The 17718-nt window shown below is 43.5% G+C and carries 11 protein-coding genes; all 11 read left to right on the top strand.

What is annotated here, in order from left to right:
• Positions 1–47 precede the first annotated feature (47 nt).
• Positions 48–1847 carry an excinuclease ABC subunit UvrC gene (uvrC, locus tag GRFL_RS06265; protein ID WP_083643799.1) on the top strand — a complete coding sequence of 600 codons (1800 nt, stop codon included), beginning with the start codon at positions 48–50 and terminating at the stop codon, positions 1845–1847.
• Complete coding sequence (locus GRFL_RS06260; RefSeq protein WP_083643798.1) at positions 1840–4062, top strand: patatin-like phospholipase family protein; 2223 nt, start codon at positions 1840–1842, stop codon at positions 4060–4062. The genes uvrC and GRFL_RS06260 overlap by 8 nt, the downstream gene beginning before the upstream one ends.
• 141 nt (positions 4063–4203) lie before the next feature.
• The gene (locus tag GRFL_RS06255; RefSeq protein WP_083643797.1) at positions 4204–5373 is read left to right on the top strand and encodes a homogentisate 1,2-dioxygenase; all 1170 of its coding nucleotides are present in this window, start codon (positions 4204–4206) and stop codon (positions 5371–5373) included.
• Between the two features lie 93 nt (positions 5374–5466).
• Positions 5467–6609 carry a 4-hydroxyphenylpyruvate dioxygenase gene (gene hppD / locus GRFL_RS06250; protein WP_083643796.1) on the top strand — a complete coding sequence of 381 codons (1143 nt, stop codon included), beginning with the start codon at positions 5467–5469 and terminating at the stop codon, positions 6607–6609.
• Positions 6610–6907: 298 nt separating this feature from the next.
• Complete coding sequence (locus tag GRFL_RS06245; RefSeq protein WP_083643795.1) at positions 6908–7684, top strand: DUF3108 domain-containing protein; 777 nt, start codon at positions 6908–6910, stop codon at positions 7682–7684.
• Between the two features lies 1 nt (position 7685).
• Positions 7686–8660, top strand: a complete 975-nt coding sequence (locus tag GRFL_RS06240) for a tryptophan 2,3-dioxygenase family protein (RefSeq protein WP_083643794.1) — start codon at positions 7686–7688, stop codon at positions 8658–8660.
• Positions 8657–9889, top strand: a complete 1233-nt coding sequence (locus GRFL_RS06235; protein WP_173850087.1) for a peptidoglycan DD-metalloendopeptidase family protein — start codon at positions 8657–8659, stop codon at positions 9887–9889. Before GRFL_RS06240 ends, GRFL_RS06235 begins: the two co-directional genes overlap by 4 nt.
• Positions 9890–11521, top strand: coding sequence for a glucose-6-phosphate isomerase (gene pgi / locus GRFL_RS06230; RefSeq protein WP_083643792.1), 1632 nt, complete (start codon positions 9890–9892; stop codon positions 11519–11521).
• A 185-nt stretch (positions 11522–11706) separates the two neighbouring features.
• A complete protein-coding gene (locus tag GRFL_RS06225) occupies positions 11707–14241 on the top strand; it encodes a TonB-dependent receptor (RefSeq protein ID WP_083643791.1) in 2535 nt (844 codons plus the stop codon).
• Between the two features lie 10 nt (positions 14242–14251).
• A complete protein-coding gene (locus GRFL_RS06220) occupies positions 14252–15973 on the top strand; it encodes a hypothetical protein (RefSeq protein WP_083643790.1) in 1722 nt (573 codons plus the stop codon).
• A 104-nt stretch (positions 15974–16077) separates the two neighbouring features.
• Complete coding sequence (locus tag GRFL_RS06215; protein ID WP_083643789.1) at positions 16078–17712, top strand: Ig-like domain-containing protein; 1635 nt, start codon at positions 16078–16080, stop codon at positions 17710–17712.
• Positions 17713–17718 lie beyond the last annotated feature (6 nt).

Genomic DNA, 17718 nt, shown 5'->3' with positions numbered 1-17718 from the left:
TCTGAAATTATTCCTGTGGCTGCTATTAAAATTTTAAATTTGGGTTAATGGAAAAGCCTGCTCTGGAAGTTCAGTTAAAAACCTTGCCCAACGGTCCCGGGGTCTACCAGTATTTCGATAAGAACGGGAAGATACTCTACGTGGGAAAGGCGAAAAACCTGAAAAAACGCGTGACCTCTTATTTTACCAAGAAACACGACAGTCACCGTATAGGTGTGATGGTGAAGAAGATCAGGGAGATCAGGCATATTGTGGTGGCTTCGGAAACCGATGCATTACTGCTCGAGAATAACCTGATCAAGAAACATCAGCCACGGTTCAACGTCATGCTGAAGGATGACAAGACCTATCCGTGGATATGCATTAAAAATGAGCGATTTCCCCGGGTTTTCCCTACCCGCCGACTCATTCGCGACGGTAGCGAATACTACGGTCCTTTCACCAGTTTTAAAACAGTGAACACCTTACTGGACCTCATCAAAGGTCTCTACAAACTGCGAACCTGTAATTATGACCTGGCAGAAGATAAGATCCGGGATGGCAAATACAAGGTTTGCCTTGAATATCACCTCGGAAATTGTGAAGGGCCCTGCGAAGGTTTTCAGCCTGAGGAAGAATACAACCGGAATATTGAAGCGATCAGGCAGATCGTAAAAGGAAATTTCAAAGATTCCCTGCAGCAGTTCCGGGAGCAGATGAAAACACATGCCGAAAATATGGAATTCGAGGAGGCACAGCGCATCAAAGACAAGATCGATGTCCTGGAGAATTACCAGTCCAAATCAACTGTGGTAAACCCCAAGATCAATAACGTGGATGTTTTCTCGGTGGTTTCAGATGAAGGTTATGGCTATGTGAATTTCCTTCAGCTTTCACATGGATCGATCATTCGTTCCCATACCATCGAAATGAAGAAAAAGCTGGATGAAAGCGATGAGGAATTGCTGGAGCTGGCCATTACCGAGATCCGGCAGCGTTTCAATTCCAATTCCAAAGAGATCTTTGTTCCCTTCAAGGTCGATGCCGGCGAAGAGATCAAGGTCACGGTTCCCAAATTGGGAGATAAGCGAAAGATCGTGGAACTTTCCGAAAGAAATGCCAAATACTACCGCCAGGAACGCTTTAAGCAAATGAAGATCGTTGATCCAGACCGGCATGTAAATCGTGTGATGGCGCAGATGAAGGAAGACCTGCGGCTGAGCAAAGAGCCCCGTCATATAGAGTGTTTTGATAACTCGAACATCCAGGGAACCAACCCCGTGGCGGCCTGCGTCGTTTTTAAGGATGGAAAACCCAGTAAAAAGGATTATCGTAAATTTAATATCAAGACGGTGGAAGGTCCAAATGATTTTGCATCAATGGAAGAGGTCGTTTTCAGGCGCTACCGAAGATTGCTGAATGAAGATGGCGACCTGCCGCAGCTGATTATCGTGGATGGGGGGAAAGGTCAGCTTTCCAGTGGAGTCAAGGCCCTAGAGACTTTAGGATTACGCGGAAAGATCGCCATTATCGGGATCGCAAAACGACTCGAGGAGATTTTTTACCCGGAAGATCCCATTCCGCTGTACCTGGACAAAAAATCAGAAACTCTGAAGATCATCCAGCAGCTGCGGAATGAGGCGCACCGTTTCGGGATCACCTTCCACCGAAGCAAGCGCAGCAAGACCGCCTTGAATACCGAACTGGAATCGATTCCCGGGATCGGGGAAAAAACCGTAGTGGAACTACTGAAGCATTTCAGGTCGCTCAAACGGGTGAAGGAAGCTTCGGAAAAAGATCTGGCTGAAGTGGTTGGGGCTTCCCGCGCTGGGATCGTCTATAATTTTTATCACAAGGAAAATGCGTAAAATTCTCGCACTTCTTTTCAGTTTCTACCTGTTGCAGGGAATGGCTCAGGAAAACCGGCCTAAAGTAGGGCTGGTGCTCAGCGGTGGTGGCGCAAAAGGCCTCGCACACATTGGGGTGCTGGAAATACTGGAAGAAGAAGGAGTGCAGATAGATTATATCGGTGGGACCAGTATGGGGGCCATCGTGGGCGGGTTGTATGCCGCAGGCTACTCGGCAAAGGAGCTGGATTCCATTTTCAACCAGACGAATTTTGACATTCTCATCCAGGACGACCTGCCGCGTAACGCCAAGACTTTTTATGAAAAGGAAGACGCTGAAAAATACGCCATCACCCTGCCTTTCGATAATTTTACCATTTCCTTTCCCACCGGCCTTTCCAAGGGGCAGAATATTTATAACCTGATGTCGCGGCTTACGCTGCATGTGAGCGATGTGAACGATTTCAACGAGCTCTCTATTCCTTTCTTTTGTGTCGCCACCAACGTGGAAACCGGCGAAGAGGTGATCCTGGATAAAGGTTCGCTGGCAAAGGCAATTTCGGCATCGGGTGCTATTCCCAGCTTGCTAAGCCCGATCAAAATGGATGATAAACTGCTCACAGATGGCGGTGTTTCCAATAATTTTCCGGTGGAGGAAATGAGAAAGCGCGGCGCCGATGTGATCATTGGGGTAGACGTGCAGGATAGCCTGGTGGATCAGAAAAAGCTGAAATCGGTTATCGAGATTATGAACCAGATCAGCAACTTCCGAAGAATTCAGGATATGCGGAATAAAAAGCCGCTTACGAGCATTTACATTAAACCCGACATCACGAACTTTTCGGTATTGTCTTTTGAAATGGGCAATGCGATCATCGATTCAGGTCGAGTGGCTGCTGAAAAGAAGCTGGATCTCATCAGGGAACTCCCGAAGAAACGACCTGGAGATACACTAACCCGGGATCACGTTCCGAAAGTGGACGATTTTAATATTTCCGGGCTTACGCTGGAAGGAAACAACACCTACCCGCGTTCGTACGTGCAGGGAAAGTTGAAGCTGAATTATGATAAGCCCTACAATTTCGAAGACCTGAGCATTGGCCTGAACAACCTTTCGGCTACGGGCAATTTTGACCGCATCAATTACCGGTTGATTCCGCAGGATGAAAATGGCAATTACTGGCTGGCGATGCAGATGCAGGAAAGCGAAAATAAGATGCTGCTTCGCCTGGCGCTGCATTACGACGAGCTGTATCGAAGCGCCGCGCTCATCAATCTCACCCGCAAAAGTTTGTTGTTTACCAATGATGTGGCTTCGCTGGACCTGATTGTGGGTGACAATCTTCGGTATAACTTCAATTATTATCTCGATAAGGGTTATTACTGGAGCGTGGGAATCAATTCGCGCTACAATACTTTTGAGACCGATCTGGACCTGAACCGCTTCTTCGCTGAGGTTGCCGATGAATTTGGCGTGCGCGAACTGCAGATGAATTTTAAGGATTTCACGAACCAGTTGTATCTGGAAACCTTATTCAAACAGGTTTTTTCGATCGGTGCGGGAATCGAGCACAAATACATCAAACTTAGAAGCACCACGATTGGAGACCCGGAAAATAACCGGCCGGAGCTCATTTTCGAAAACAGCCACTACGGAAGTGTTTTCGGTTACACCAAATTTGATTCCTACGATAACAAATATTTCCCTCGCAGGGGCTTCAGTTTTCAGGGGGATTTCCATTTGTACCTCTATTCTTCAGATTTCAATAATACATTTTCTGAATTTTCCATCGCCAAAGGCGCGCTGGGCTATGCGGCCACGCCTTTTCGGAATTTCACGACCAGGCTTTCCACTGAAACCGGTTTCAAAATAGGAAATGACGGTACCGAAATCTTCGATTTCATCCTGGGCGGCTACGGGAATGATTTTATCAATAATATGAAACCATTTTTCGGCTATGATTTCGCGAGTCTATCGGCTGATTCGTATATCAAAGCCATGCTGGAGCTGGATTACCAGCCCTTTAAAAAGAATCATGTCATTGCCGGGATGAATATCGCCAACGTGGAAGACGGCCTGTATAAGACCGGAAACTGGCTTTCCTTACCAGATTACACCGGTTATGCGCTGGGTTATGGCCTGGAGACTTTCCTGGGGCCAATGGAAGTGAAATACACTTATTCTCCTGAAATTCGAGAGAGTTACTGGTTCTTCAGCCTTGGATTCTGGTTTTAGAATACTGCTTCAGGTTTTTAGTCTTGTTTTAAGAATATTTCCTTAGAAATTCATGATATTTGTAGAAATCGAAATTTATTCCTGAAATCGCTTAAATATTTCAGAATTTCATAAAATTCGAAACTCACAAAAATTTTAGCTATGCCATTTTATCATAAACTGGGTAAGATTCCTCACAAGCGACATACGATTTTCAGAAAACCAAATGGTGATCTTTATTACGAACAGCTTTTCGGAACGATTGGTTTCGACGGAATGTCTTCCAACCTCTACCACGAACATCGCCCCACGCAGGTGAAGGAAGTGCGAGGCAGTTATGATGTAAAACCGAAAGTGGCTGTAGATAACAATATCAAATCATACCGTTTCAAAGGTTTCCAGATCACGCCGCATCCAGATTATTTAAAAAGTCGGAAAGCCGTTTTAACAAATTCTGATGTGGACATCATTCTGGCAGCGCCGCAAGACCTGAGCCAGGACTATTTTTACAAAAATGCTGATTCAGATGAGCTCTTGTTCATTCATAAAGGCTCCGGAAAGTTGCGCACGCACCTGGGAAACCTGGATTTTAAATACGGGGATTACCTGTTGATTCCGCGGGGAACGATCTACAAGATCGATTTTGATGATGAAGATAACAGGCTTTTTATCGTGGAATCCAGAAGGCCTATTTACACTCCTAAGAAATACCGAAACTGGTTTGGGCAGTTGTTGGAGCACTCGCCATTCTGTGAGCGCGACCTGCGGCAGCCTTACGAGCTCGAAACGAACGATGAGCGTGGTGAATTCCTGATAAAGATCAAAAAACAGGGTAAGATATTCGATATGGTGTATGCCACTCACCCGTTTGATGTGGTGGGCTATGACGGGTATAATTATCCCTATGCTTTTTCCATTCACGATTTTGAACCCATTACCGGCCGAATCCACCAGCCGCCACCGGTACACCAAACTTTTGAGACCGATGCTTTTGTAGTGTGCAGTTTCTGTCCGCGAAAATATGACTATCATCCGGAAGCTATTCCGGCGCCATACAGCCACAGCAATATCGATAGCGATGAGGTATTATATTATGTAGACGGGGATTTCATGAGCCGTAACGATATCGAAGCGGGACATATTTCACTCCACCCGGCGGGAATCCCGCATGGACCACATCCGGGAGCCGTGGAGCGCAGTATTGGCCAGACCGAAACAGAAGAACTTGCCGTGATGGTAGATACTTTTAAACCTTTGAAACTAACGGAAGATGCCATGGAAATCGCTGATGATACCTATCACAAATCCTGGCTCGACAAGGAAGATCATTAATATGAAAGAAGATTTATCAGCTCAGGACCGGGCAATGTGGTAATTCACCCACAAATTCCTGAAATTTTGTACAATCTTTAAATTTGAAAAATTATGACTACCGATAGCACATCATTAAAATTAGAAAAAGTAGTTCCGCAGGCGGATGATTTTCTGCCGATCCTTGGAACTGATTTCGTAGAATTATACGTTGGGAACGCCAAGCAGGCCGCTTATTATTACCAGCATGCCTGGGGCTTTCAGCCGGTCGCGTATTCCGGAATGGAGACAGGGAACAAGAACAGTGTTTCCTATGTATTGCAGCAGGGAAAGATCAGAATTGTATTGACTTCGCCTCTTCAACCAGATGGCGACATCAATAGGCACATCAATCAGCACGGTGACGGAGTGAAATTTGTGGCTCTTTGGGTGGATGATGCCCGAAAAAGCTATGAAGAAACCACTAAACGGGGAGCCGAATCCTACGTGGAACCTTATGTGATGGAAGATGAGAATGGAAAAGCGGTGATCTCCGGGATCCATACTTACGGGGAAACCGTGCACTTGTTCGTGGAAAGAGGCGAGTACGAGGGCCCGTTTTTACCGGGATATCGCGTTTGGAATACCATGGCCGAGGTGCCAGATAATGGTCTTCGCTATATCGATCATATGGTTGGTAATGTAGGCTGGAACGAAATGAACAAATGGGTGGAATTCTACGCGAAAGTGATGGGATTTGCTCAGCTGGTGTCTTTTGATGATAAGGATATCTCAACGGAATACACCGCCCTGATGAGTAAAGTGATGAGCAACGGCAACGGCCGAATCAAGTTCCCGATCAACGAACCTGCTGAAGGAAAGAAAAAATCGCAGATCGAAGAATATATTGATTTTTATAATGGAGCAGGAGTGCAGCATATCGCACTGGCGACCAATAATATTATCGAAACAGTAACCGCTTTAAGGGATCGCGGTGTAGAATTTCTGTATGTTCCGGAAACCTATTACGATGACCTGCTGGATCGTGTTGGGGATATTGATGAAGACCTGGAGCCGTTGAAAGAGCTTGGAATTTTGGTAGATCGGGATGACGAAGGTTATTTGCTGCAGATCTTTACCAAGCCGGTTCTGGACCGTCCAACCATGTTTTTTGAAATCATTCAAAGAAAAGGAGCGCAATCTTTCGGAAAAGGGAATTTTAAGGCGCTTTTTGAGGCCATCGAGAGAGAACAGGATTTGCGAGGAACGCTAAATTAAAGATAAAAAACTGCTAAAACTGAAGTGCTGGAATAAAAAGCCTGAATAATTATCACTCAAACAGTTAAAGTTAAAATTGCTATTGCGGAGAAGGTAGAAATATCAGACTTTTGCATCCGCATTTTTGGAGTGGTTACCAGGAATGTTTAATTTTTTTCATAATTTAAGTTTTAGTTGGTTAATAAGACAAAATTCCCCGTCATTAATTTGACGGGGTTTTTTGTTTTAATACTTTTGGAATAGTAATTGTAAAATATTCAGAGCCTTATAAGCACTATTACTACGGAAACTTACCATAATGAAGAAATTTTTTACAGTTACGCTACTATTACTTGTTTGCTCCTCGTTCAACCTGAAATCCCAGGAAGCCTTTGGCGATGGGGAATGGTTCAAATTCCGAATTCATTACGGGATGTTCAATGCGAGTTATGCTACTCTGCAGGTGGAAGAAACCAGCTTGAACAGCCAGCCGGTCTATCATATTAAAGGTAGAGGAAAATCTACGGGGCTGTTAAGCATCTTTTTTAAGGTAGATGACGATTACCAGACCTATATCGATAAGAAGACCACCCTTCCGTATAAATTCATCAGGAGGATCAATGAAGGGGGGTATACCAAAGACCTGGAAATAGATTTCAATCAGCAATCAAACATTGCCCGCGTTCATAATAAAGAGACCAACGAAGTAAAATCGTATGCAACTCCGGATGATATCCATGATATGTTGTCGGCGTTTTATTATATTCGCAACCAAATTAACAACGATGAGCTTCGGCCCGGGTATGAGAAGCGTTTAAAGATGTTTATCGACGATGAAAACATCGATTTTAAACTGAAATTCCTTGGGCGAGAGGTGATTAAAACAAAATTCGGAAAAGTCGCCACGCTGAAGTTTAGGCCATATGTTCTTGCCGGAAGAGTTTTCAAAGAGAAGGAAAGTCTTACATTTTGGGTGAGCGACGATAAAAATAAAATTCCTGTAAAGATTGAAGCCGATCTTGCAGTAGGCTCGCTGGAAGCTGATCTGGAAGCGTATAAAGGTTTAAAACATCAATTCAGGATCATAATGGATTAGCATGGAAATAAAGCCCGAGATCGCCGAACGGATTTTAAAACTGGAAGAAAAATTCCGCAATTCGGGACAGGACATGGGCTCTTACCTAGATGGCTTGCTCTACGACCGCTACCTCTCTTACTGGGACTACGTGAGTCTTGACACGCTGCTGAGCCTTCAGAAGACCAATACGCATTTCCCTGATGAAAAAATTTTCATCACCTACCACCAGATTACCGAGCTGTATTTCAAACTGATCATCCACGAACAGAAGCAGATCATTGCCCGCGAAAATCTTTCCGTTTCCTTTTTTACTGAAAAACTGACGAGGATCAACAGGTATATGCGCATTCTTATCGATAGTTTCGATGTGATGATCAAAGGAATGGAGCGCGAACAATTCCTGAAGTTTCGTATGGCCTTATTACCTGCCAGCGGATTCCAGTCGGCACAATTCAGAATGATCGAATTCTACTCCACACCAATGCATAACCTGGTTTCGGCAGATATTCGTGAGAATTTTTCCGAAGCGAACAGCCTGGAAGAACTTTACGAGGAAATTTACTGGAAAAAAGGAGGCATCGACCTGGAGACCGGTGAGAAAACGCTTACCCTGAAGCAATTCGAATTTCGGTACACGCCAAGATTCCTGAGAATTGCCAACGAAGTGAAGAACAAGACCATCTGGCATCGTTATTTGGGGCTGAATGAAGAGGAGCGGAACAATAAAGAGCTCATTCGCGCGTTGCGAACACTGGATGTGAATGTCAATGTTAACTGGTTGCTGATGCATATGGGTGCGGCATACCGGTATTTGAGTAAAAATAAAGAGACCATCAAGGCCACTGGAGGCACGAACTGGAAGCAGTTTCTGCCACCCGGCTTTCAGAAAATATCTTTTTTCCCGGGAATCTGGTCTGCTGAAGAGCATACGGAATGGGGGAAACAATGGGTTAATCACAGGTTTAACACAGAAAAACAAACAAACGAAAATTGAGAAAATTAAGCTTACTGTTATTGCTGATGCTGGCTATTGTTAGCTGCAAGAATGAGGAGGAGAAGAATGAGGCTACGGAAGTGGCTGTGAAAAAGAAACCGAAAGTAGAAAAATTATACGGTTTCGTATTTGATGATTATGATGTGGTTCGGGATACGATCAAGAGAGGTGACTTTTTTGGTTCGATCATGGACAGAAATGGTGTAGGGCCTGGAAAAGTTTATGAAATCACCGAAGAAGTAAAAGACAGTTTTAATCCGGCGAGGATCACTGCCGGGAAGAAATACTTCGTGCTGCGCGCCAAAGATTCGGCAAAAACTCCGGAATATTTCATTTATGAGAACGACAAGATCAATTACACGGTTCTGGCTTTGGGGGACAGTGTCTATGTTCAGAAAAAGAAAAGACCGGTAACGATCAAAAAACGCGAAATTTCAGGTGTGGTCACCTCTTCGCTTTCCGAAGCCATGCAGGCACAGGGATTGAGTAATATGCTCGTTTACGAACTTTCCAATATTTACCAGTGGAGCATCGATTTCTTCAAATTGCAGAAGGGCGATCAGTTCAAGATGGTTTACCACGAAAAATATATTGACGACACCATTTTCGCCGGAATTGAAAAGGTAGATGCAGCGGTTTTCAAGCATCAGGATAAACCTTTTTATGCTTTCAGGTATAATACCGACACGGTGTCTGGAAAGCCTAGTTTTTATGATTCTGAAGCCAAAGCTTTGCAGAGCTTTTTTCTGAAAGCACCGCTGAATTACACTCGTATTTCTTCGAGGTATACCAAGAGAAGATTTCACCCGGTTCAGAAAAGATGGAAAGCCCATTTGGGAACCGATTATGCTGCTCCTTACAATACGCCTATCGTAAGCACTGCCAATGGAACCGTGATCGCTTCCAGCTATACCTCTGGTAACGGAAACTATGTAAAGATCAGGCATAACGGTAAATACACCACCCAGTACCTGCATATGACGAAAAGAGCAGTTAGAAACGGTGAATACGTAAGGCAGGGCCAGGTTATTGGTTATGTAGGTAGTACCGGTCTGGCTACCGGTCCGCACGTATGCTATCGCTTCTGGGTTAATGGTAAACAGGTTGATCCTTTCAGACAGAATTTACCATCTGCAGAAAAAATAAAGGATTCGCTAAAAGACGATTATTTCGCTTACATCGAGCCTCTTAAAAAAGAATTAGATCAAATTCCCTATAAACATATTTAAATGAAGAATATCAATCCAACCCAAACACAGGCCTGGAAAGAATTAGAAGAACATTTCAAAGAAGTTGGACAGTTTCACATGCGTGACCTGTTCAGGGAAGATCCGGGACGAGCCGATAAATTCAGTATTGAGTGGGAAGATTTTTATGTCGATTTCAGTAAGAACCGCTTCGATCAAAAAGCCCAGTCCTTATTGCTGAAGCTAGCCGAAGAATGTGGCCTGGAAGAAGCTATTGATTCTTATTTCAAAGGAGATGCGATCAATAGAACAGAAAATCGCGCCGTGCTGCACACGGCTCTACGTTCCCTGCCAGACGCTGAGGTGATGGTGGGGGCAGAAAACGTGATCCCAGAAGTGGAAAGCGTCAAGAAGAAAATCAAAGAGTTTACAGATGAAGTGATTTCCGGCGCGCGAAAAGGACATACAGGGAAAGCTTTTACCGATGTGGTAAATATCGGGATCGGAGGCTCCGATCTTGGTCCAACGATGGTTACAGATTGTTTGACCTTTTACCAGAATCACCTGAATCTTCATTTCATTTCGAATGTGGATGGTGACCATGTACATGAAAAAATTAAAAATCTCAACCCGGAAACCACTCTTTTTGTCATTGTTTCCAAAACTTTTACCACACTTGAAACCTTAAGCAATGCGACCACTGTTCGTAACTGGTTTTTAAGAAGTGCGCCGGAAGAAGTGGTTGCCAAACATTTTGTAGCAGTGTCTACCAACCTGGAAAAAGTTCAGGATTTTGGAATCGCCCCGGAAAATATCTTCCCAATGTGGGACTGGGTAGGTGGCCGTTTTTCGCTTTGGAGTGCAGTGGGACTTTCAGTAAGCCTGGCTATAGGATATGAGAATTATGCGGCGTTGCTGGAGGGAGGCCGAAAAATGGACGAACATTTCAGGAATAGTTCGTTCAAAAAGAATATCCCGGTACAGCTTGCGATGCTGAGCATTTGGTATAATAACTTTTTCGATGCCGAAACTGAGGCGGTAATCCCTTACAGCCAGTACCTGGAGCTTTTCCCCACCTATTTGCAACAGGCGATCATGGAAAGTAACGGGAAGAGTACCGATAGGAATGGGGATCCTGTAAATTACCAAACGGGGACCATAATCTGGGGAGAGCCCGGCACCAATTCGCAGCACGCGTTTTTTCAGTTGATCCACCAGGGAACTAAGTTGATCCCAGCAGATTTTATCGGTTTCAAAAAAAGTCTTTTTGGAGATCAGTCACATCAGGACAAGTTGATGGCGAATTACTTTGCTCAAACCGAAGCTTTAATGAATGGAAAAACCGAAGAGCAGGTAGTGGAGGAACTGAAGGCGAAGAAGTTCAGTTCCGAAGAAATTGACCGTATCAAGAATTTCAAGATTTTTGAAGGGAACAAACCTACCAATACCATTTTCGTGGAAAAACTGACTCCTGAAAGTTTAGGGAAACTCATCGCGTTGTATGAGCATAAAATTTTCGTTCAGGGAGTGATCTGGAATATTTTTAGTTATGACCAATGGGGAGTGGAATTAGGGAAACAGCTCGCAAATAAGATAATCTCAGAATTTGAGTCAAAAGATTTCGAAAATCACGATTCTTCTACCAAAAAGCTGTTAAGTCTGTATAAAAACTAAGAAATCAACAAATTGTTTACAAAACGTTGAATGTTTTAAAGTGCCTTTAATCAGGCACTTTCTTTTTTTGATTAGTTTTGTGGCGGCATGTTAAAGTTAAAAACCTTAACATTTGGGTAAACTTAAATTAGAAGGAATTAGCTTTTTTTGCCGCGAATTTTAAATCAAACTCAAACTATTAAAACATGAGGAAATTATTACTGTTAGCGATGTTGTTGGCATCTGCTACCATTTTTGCTCAAGGAACTATTACCGGTACGGTAATCGATTCTGAAATGGATGGTCCTCTTCCAGGGGCTAACGTGAAGATTGCTGGTACTAATACCGGTGCAATTACTGATTTTGACGGGAAGTTTTCACTTTCTGCTGATCAGGCTACTGGTAAGTTGGAGATCAGCTTCGTTGGTTACGAAACTAAAGTTGTTGATTTCTCTGTATCAGGAGGAACACAGGATCTTGGAAGAATCGTTCTAAGTCCAGACGCTGATGCGCTAGACGAAATCGTCGTGACCAGCTACTCTCTTGCGATCGACCGTAAGACTCCGGTGGCTGTTTCTACTATCAGCGCTGCTGAAATCGAAACTAAAATTGGTAACCAGGAATTCCCTGAAGTATTGAAATCTACTCCTGGGGTTTACGCGAACAAGTCTGGTGGTGGTTTTGGTGATGCAGAACTTCGAATGAGAGGTTTTGAAGGTGAGAACATCGCAGTAATGATCAACGGTGTACCGGTGAACGACATGGAAAATGGTCGTGTTTACTGGAGTAACTGGGCTGGTCTTTCAGATGTGACCAGAACGATGCAAACTCAGAGAGGTCTTGGAGCTGCGAAGGTTGCTGTGCCATCTATTGGTGGTACCGTAAACGTGGTTACAAAATCTACTGATGCTGAAAAAGGTGGTAACATCTATGCTGCAACTGGTAACGATGGGTACACTAAATTTGGAGCTACTGTTTCTACCGGTAAAATGGAAAACGGTCTGGCTGCTACAGTTTCTGCTTCTAAAACAACTGGTAACGGTTATGTAGACGGAACGGAATTTACAGGTTACAACTACTTCGTGAATATCGCCAAGAAATTTAACGATCAGCATGAACTTTCTTTTACTGCTTTTGGAGCACCGCAAAGACACGGTCAGCGCCAGAACAGATATTTGATCCAAACTTACCGCGAGAGCGAAAGAGGAATCAAATTCAACGGAGACTGGGGTTATTATAACGGTCAGGTTACTCACATCGAGGATAACTTCTACCACAAACCTCAAATGTCTTTGAACCACTTCTGGAACATCAACGAAAAGACGCTTCTTTCTACAGCAGTTTACGCTTCCTTCGGTACTGGAGGTGGTGGCGGATGGGCCGGTGATAACAAATTCGGTTTGAATTCTGATTATCGTCAAGGATACCTTCAGCCGGTGAATCTTGATATGATCGCTCAGGAAAACGTTGCTAATGGAGCAGATGGTTCAGAAACGATCTTAAGAGCTTCTCGAAACGACCACAACTGGTTTGGAGCCCTTTCAACTCTTTCTACTGATATTACTGAAGACATCGAGCTTTTGGCTGGTGTTGATTTAAGATACTACAAAGGAAAGCACTTCCAGGAAGTAACTGATCTTTTAGGAGGACAGTACTGGTATGACGATTCAGATGCTAACAACCCGGTGAATCTTGCGCAGGTTGGAGATAAGATTAGCTACTGGAATGATGGTATCGTTCTTTGGGAAGGTGGATTCGTTCAGGCTGAGTACTCAAAATCTGATTTTGATGCATTCGTTTCGCTTGCAGCTTCGAACACTTCTTATAAGCGTGTGGATTATTTCAACTACCTTGATTCTGATCCAAACCAGGAAACAGATTTCTATAACTTCTTTGGTTACCAGATCAAAGGGGGTGCAAACTATAACTTTACAAGAAGTAGTGGTGTTTTTGCGAACATCGGGTACTTCGAGAAAGCTCCTTTCTTTGATTCAGTATTCCTGAACTTCGTAAACGACGTGAACCCTGATGCTGAAAATCAGAAGATCTTTAGCGTGGAAGCTGGTTATACTTTCAGAAATGACAAGTTCAGAGCCAACGTGAACGCTTACAGAACTAACTGGAATGACCGTTCATTAACATACTCTTACAACAACCCTGATGGTTCTCTTGGTGTGGCTAACATTCTTGGTGTAAACGCACTTCACCAGGGTCTTGAACTGGATTTCGAATACCGTCCAACTGATGAGTTGAGCATTACAGGTTTCGGATCTTTTGGAGACTGGACCTGGGCTGATGATGTAACTGGAGTTCAGATCTTTGACGAGGAGCAAAACCTTGTTGACGAAATTAATCTTTATATTGGTGGTGATAAAGTTGGTGGTCAGCCACAAACTACTGCCGGTTTAGGATTCGATTACGAATTCCTTGAGGATATGAGATTGAGAGCGAACGGGAACTATTTCGCCGATTTCTACTCAGATTTTGATCCGGTAAGCCGTAACAATCCTGATGCTGTTGAAGTATGGAAATTACCTGCATTTGCTACTCTTGATGTAGGTCTTACTTACGATTTCGATTTTGGAGGTTTCAAAACAACGCTAAACGCGAACGTTTACAACCTAACAAATACAGAATATATTGCAAATGCTCAAAACGGTCTTGGAAATGATGCCAATACAGCTCTTGTATGGTATGGATTTGAAAGAACCTGGACTGTAGGTGCTAAACTTAATTTCTAAAAAACACATAATGAAAAAGACATTCTATTATCTAACGATGTTATTAGGAGTTATGGCTTTTGTGGGCTGTAACCCTATGGAAGACATCCATGATGAAATCGACGCTGAGCTGGACGGTCAGCTAGCCGTTGCAGATGCCGATTATACACTTACAGAGGATGATTATGAGGAGCTTGGGCAAAACTTTCCAAACTTCAGCTCTCTGGATGATGCTAAAGAATTGATCCCGACTTTGTTGAGTGACCTATATCCTACTTACGGTGCAGGTTCTCAATTGAACGTATCTTTCGATCTTTATGATCCTTTGAGAGTAGAGGAATATACAGTAACTTCTTCTGATTATGCTTCAATTGATCTTTCTAATGGGTATTTCTCAGGCATGGGGGAAATCGCAGATTTCCTAGATGCTAAATATCCTCAGGCAGAAGAAGGAGCTTACGTAAAGCTTACTTACATGATTTTGGCTGAAGAAAAGAGCTATACTTTAACTGATGCTGATTTTGACCTGATCGGCGAAGAATTGGCTGATGAGTATCCAGATGCTGCTTCCAGCGCTGCACAGTACGGTAACTTCGATCGAAGATCAGATAGAGACGCTTACTGGAGTAACGAGATGATCGTAAAAGCTCTTGCAATTGTGATTTCAGAAGAATTTGGAGATGTAAAAGGTCAGAAATACAATGTGACTTATGACATTTATGATGGTAGTTCAGGAACTGAGAGCATGACTGTTCAGTTTGACGGAAATGCCTACATCGCTGTTGGAGGAACTTCTTATGAATTTGATTCTCCGGAAGATTACGATTTCATCGGTGCTGAATTTGCAGAAGCTTATCCAGGACCTGCCGGAAACGTAGCTCAGTATCACAGTTTTGATATCAGAAGCACCAGCGCTAACTACTGGAGCGATGCCATGCTTTTGGAAGCTTTCAACGCATTGCTAATGGAAAAATATCCAGATGCTACTGAAGGTACTCAATTCGAAGTTTCTTATGCTACTTACAGCGGTTCAGTTTCTACCAATGTGATCTCTTTGATCTTGCAAGGTGACGCGTATGTAGTAGATACCAATGCTTCTGTCTCAACGATTGAGGAAACAAAGGTATTTGCTTACACTAACGGAAGCTGGGATGAGCCATTTATGATTCCAGATTCTGCGTACACAGAAGAATTCGGTCAGTCTTACTCAAACTTTGATGACGAAGACGAAGCTTTCGCTAAAATTGCTACGTATTTGAAATTGAACTTCCCATATGCGGAGGAAGGTGAAATGAAGGCTGTTGCTTATAAGTTTTATGATGGTGGTACCACAACAGAATACGCGAACTTCTTGTTCGAGAACGGAAGCTGGTCTGTAATCCCATCTGTTGTAACTGAAACGCTGAAGTTCGGTTACCAGGATGGAATGTGGGTGCCAGATAACACCATTAAATATGCTTTAGGCGGTACAGATTATGGTATCATTGCGGATGCGCTTGCAGGAAATGCTGATTATGCTACTGCTGTAGCCAGTATGGAGCGTTATAACAATTTTGACCGCAGACCAGGGGCTAGCGCTTACTGGAGTGATGAAATGATCCTTGAGGCGATGAACGCCCTGCTTGATGAAATCGCTGGCGGCGCTGCTGAAGGACAAAAATATCTTTTGACATACGATATTTACAACGGATCCAATACTACTGAAGATATCTACCTGATCAAACAAGGTGGAGAATGGGTTCTGTTCGAATAAGCTTTAGTATTTGAGTTATGATAAAAAACCTCTTGATTGTGATAATCAGGAGGTTTTTTTATTGCCTTAATTAACCGATATTTGTAGCCCTTAAAATTGATTTCATGAAGAAGTTCTTTTACCTATTTGCTTTTATCATTATTGTCGGTTGTAGTAAAGAAGACAATCCCAGTCCCACTCCTATACCCGAACCCGATAAAGATCCTGTCGCTAACGCTGATGCACTGTCTGCCGTTCAGGATGAACCTTATACTTTTGAAGATGATATCCTGTTAGATAACGACGATATTGTTGATAATGCCAGAATCTTCGACTTCGACACCGAAACCACCGAAGGCGGAACTGTGGAAGATAACAGAGATGGGACATATACCTATACGCCGGCCAGCGGCTTTAAAGGCGATGATACATTCACTTATACGATTTGTGTTCCTGGAGATTCAGACCGCTGTTCTACCGCAAAGGTGACTGTAACAGTAGGGGATGCCGGGGAACCGGTCGCCCAGGATGACGCCTATCAGGTAGAGGAAGATAAAAGCCTGGAAATTAAAAATTACCTCGAAAATGATACGGTTATTGATAATGCCGTGGTCACCGAAGTTACTTCAGAAAGCGGAAATGCTACGGTTACTCTTCAGGAAGACGGTTCCATTTTATACGAGCCTAACACGGGTTTTTCCGGAAAAGATACTTTTACCTATACGCTTTGTGATGATGATGATACGCCAAATTGCTCCACCGCGACCATCACGATGACGGTTGTGGATACCGGATCTCCTTCCGCAGAAGATGATACGGAAATCGTGGAATTTGGAACATCTGCTGTAACCTTTGATGATCTTCTGGCAAATGATGATCTTTTGGATGATGCCACGCTATCATCCATCGATGATACAGGTAGCAAGGGAACCATAACTTTAAATGCTGACGGAACCATAACCTACAAACCAGCTTCTGGTTTCAAAGGTGATGATACGTTTACCTATACGATTTGTGACGACGATGCGGTCGCAACCTGTTCTACTGCAACGGTTACCGTAAGTGTTGTTGAAGCGGTATCCTTTAATATTCCGGCAAGTCTTCAGGATTATTACGATTCCATGGTATTTATCAGTAACTCAGATTTGCTATACACCAGCCTTGCTGAATTTACCACTACTATGCACGTGAACCGACTCGAATATTCAGATCGTCATGATTATTTGTATGATGCTGACGCTGATCCTGATGATGCGAGCATGGTGATCCTGATGTATTCTGGTGAAAAGCGCCCGGATGATGAGTACCAATTGGGAGATCTTAGCGAAGGGGAAACCTATAATACCGAGCACATCTATCCGCAATCTTTATTGAACGAAGATGAAGCGGCTAATGATATGCATCATATGAGGGTTGCTGATACCGAGGTGAACTCAGAACGACTGAATTACCCGTATACCGATGGAAGCGGGGAGTACAAGCTGATTAATGGCAATAGCTGGTACCCTGGAGATGACTGGAGAGGAGATGTTGCAAGAATGGTGATGTATGTGAATCTTCGCTATGGAGATGAATTTAACGAAGTAGGTTCCCTGGAACTATTCCTGGAGTGGAATAGGGAAGATCCTGTTTCTGAATTTGAAATGCAGCGAAATAACGTAATCGAGGATGCGCAGGGTAACCGTAATCCGTTTATTGATAATCCGTATCTTGCAACCATGATCTGGGGCGGTGCTGCTGCCGAAAATCGTTGGGAATAATCTAAA

The sequence above is a fragment of the Christiangramia flava JLT2011 genome (genome assembly GCF_001951155.1).
Lineage (GTDB): Bacteria > Bacteroidota > Bacteroidia > Flavobacteriales > Flavobacteriaceae > Christiangramia > Christiangramia flava.
This window is presented reverse-complemented; position numbering and strand designations above follow the sequence as displayed.